Genomic DNA, 1,986 nt, shown 5'->3' on the forward strand with positions numbered 1-1,986 from the left:
GCCTTATATTCCATTAATATATCTCCGCCAATAATACTCATAATAGGTGGGCCTTATATTCCATTAATATATCTCCGCCAATAATACTCATAATAGGTGGGTGACCAAACTGTTGGTAGGTTTCGCTAACCGATTGCAGGTCGAAAGCCACGGTTTCGTAGTTTTTGATCTTTAACGATCCGATTTTTAGCTCAGGAATTGTAGCCTGGATAGTTGTGGTGGTGGTAAAAAGGGTGGCTGCATTAATTTCTTCTGATACCTGAAGGGGTTCTGAGAGGTGCTGCTCAATCAACGATTTATCGAACACACTTCGCGAGGCACCGGTATCTAAAACAGCAAAATGTTTTTCCTTAAAAACAACAACTTCCACCAAAAGATGAAAACCGTCGTCTTGTAAATTTATCAGTTTTAGCGGGATTGAAATTGATTTCATTGTTTATTTATGTCTACTGCCCTTCGACTACGCTCAGGGTGACAATTATTTAAGTGTAAAAAATGCCACGACCGGCTAGCTATTCAGGTAGTGGAGTACGAAATACACGGAAGTAAAAGAACGGTCGTCATTCTCGCGCAGGCGGGAATCTTAAAGCCTATTGCATTAAGATTCCCAATCGAGTTGGGAATGACGCACCGAGGAAACCCATTTAGTAATTTAATACTTTCGTTAAAGATTTATCTTCAGAATGGTATTAAACCAACTTCATTTCTGCCAGTACATTATTCATGTTCCTTACGGCATCGGCACTTTTGTTAAATGCCGCCTGCTCATCTTCGGTTAATTTAAAATCGATGATTTTTTCCCAGCCATTACGACCAATAATTACGGGCACACCTAAACATATATCTTCCTGTCCGTATTCTCCTTCAAGAGAAACGCAGCAGGTAAACAGTTTTTTCTCATCACGTAAAATCGCTTCAACCAATGCAGCACCTGCAGCACCTGGTGCATACCAGGCCGAAGTGCCGATTAAGCCTGTTAAAGTAGCGCCACCAACCATGGTGTCGGCTGCAACTTTATCAAGGGTGGCTTTGTCCAATAAATTACTAACCGGTAAACTTTGGTATGTAGCTAGGCGAGTTAAAGGAATCATGGTAGTATCACCGTGGCCGCCAATTACAAAGCCCTGTAAATCGTTAGGGTTGCAATTTAAAGCTTGCGATAAATAAAATTTAAAACGGGAGCTATCTAACGTTCCACCCATGCCGATAATGCGGTTTTTAGGTAGGCCTAACGATTTTAAGGCTAAATAAGTCATCGTATCCATTGGGTTACTGATCACGATGAAGATGGCTTCTGGAGAGTATTTTAAAATATTTTCGGCAACACCTTTAACAATACCAGCATTAATGCCGATCAGTTCTTCTCGTGTCATCCCTGGTTTGCGGGGCAAGCCTGAGGTAATTACCACCACATCAGAACCAGCAGTTTTACTGTAATCGCCGGTTACGCCGGTAATTTTAGTGTCGAAACCCAAAAGGGTTGCGGTTTGCATCATGTCGATCGCTTTGCCTTCGGCAAAACCCTCTTTAATATCTAACAGGACAAGTTCGTTCGCTAATTCTTTGCGGGCAATATTATCTGCACAAGTGGCACCAACTGCGCCTGCGCCAACAACCGTTACTTTCATATATTTTATTTTAATGGTTTGCGTATCGTTAAATATTAATCGAAGGTAGAAATAAATATAAGGTTTAAAAATCCTTTTCAAAACTTTATAATTTGATGATGGTTTACTTAATATGTTCCAAAGCAGAAGCATTAAAGCAATTGGATTATCGAACTGGCCAATGCGATGATTATAGTTATGTAGCTGTAGGTCATCCTGATGAGAAATGCCTGTTTATTATGGTCTGCGAATCCAAAATGGAGGCAGATTTATTGGTGCATATTATAGAAATGTACAGGTAGAAAAGATATGATGTGATTGAATTGGTAAGTTAGGAACATTTTTAGCAGTTTTCAATTGGCGGTTTTCAGCTTAAGGC

The 1,986-nt window shown here is 40.2% G+C and carries 3 protein-coding genes; 1 reads left to right on the plus strand and 2 read right to left on the minus strand.

Annotated elements, in window-relative coordinates; genetic code table 11:
- Window positions 1–37: 37 nt before the first annotated feature.
- Both AC1DPQ_RS26340 and mdh read right to left on the minus strand, forming a co-directional pair.
- On the minus strand, window positions 38–433 hold the full coding sequence (locus AC1DPQ_RS26340) for an aspartyl protease family protein (RefSeq protein WP_477611377.1): 396 nt from the start codon (window positions 431–433) through the stop codon (window positions 38–40).
- A gap of 256 nt (window positions 434–689) precedes the next feature.
- Entirely contained in the window at window positions 690–1,628 is a 939-nt protein-coding gene (gene mdh, locus AC1DPQ_RS26345) for a malate dehydrogenase (RefSeq protein WP_057932519.1), read from the minus strand.
- 95 nt (window positions 1,629–1,723) lie between these two features.
- Here mdh and AC1DPQ_RS26350 point away from each other — a divergent pair, with 95 nt between their 5' ends.
- Complete coding sequence (locus tag AC1DPQ_RS26350; RefSeq protein WP_477579355.1) at window positions 1,724–1,909, plus strand: hypothetical protein; 186 nt, start codon at window positions 1,724–1,726, stop codon at window positions 1,907–1,909.
- The last annotated feature ends 77 nt before the right edge of the window (window positions 1,910–1,986 follow it).

The organism is Pedobacter sp. 01T416_2, from assembly GCF_056398925.1.

Coding starts and splice junctions, on each gene's coding strand:
- AC1DPQ_RS26340 (WP_477611377.1), bottom strand. CDS start 433: ATGAAATCAATTTCAATCCCGCTAAAACTGATAAATTTACAAGACGAC.
- mdh (WP_057932519.1), bottom strand. CDS start 1,628: ATGAAAGTAACGGTTGTTGGCGCAGGCGCAGTTGGTGCCACTTGTGCA.
- AC1DPQ_RS26350 (WP_477579355.1), top strand. CDS start 1,724: ATGATGGTTTACTTAATATGTTCCAAAGCAGAAGCATTAAAGCAATTG.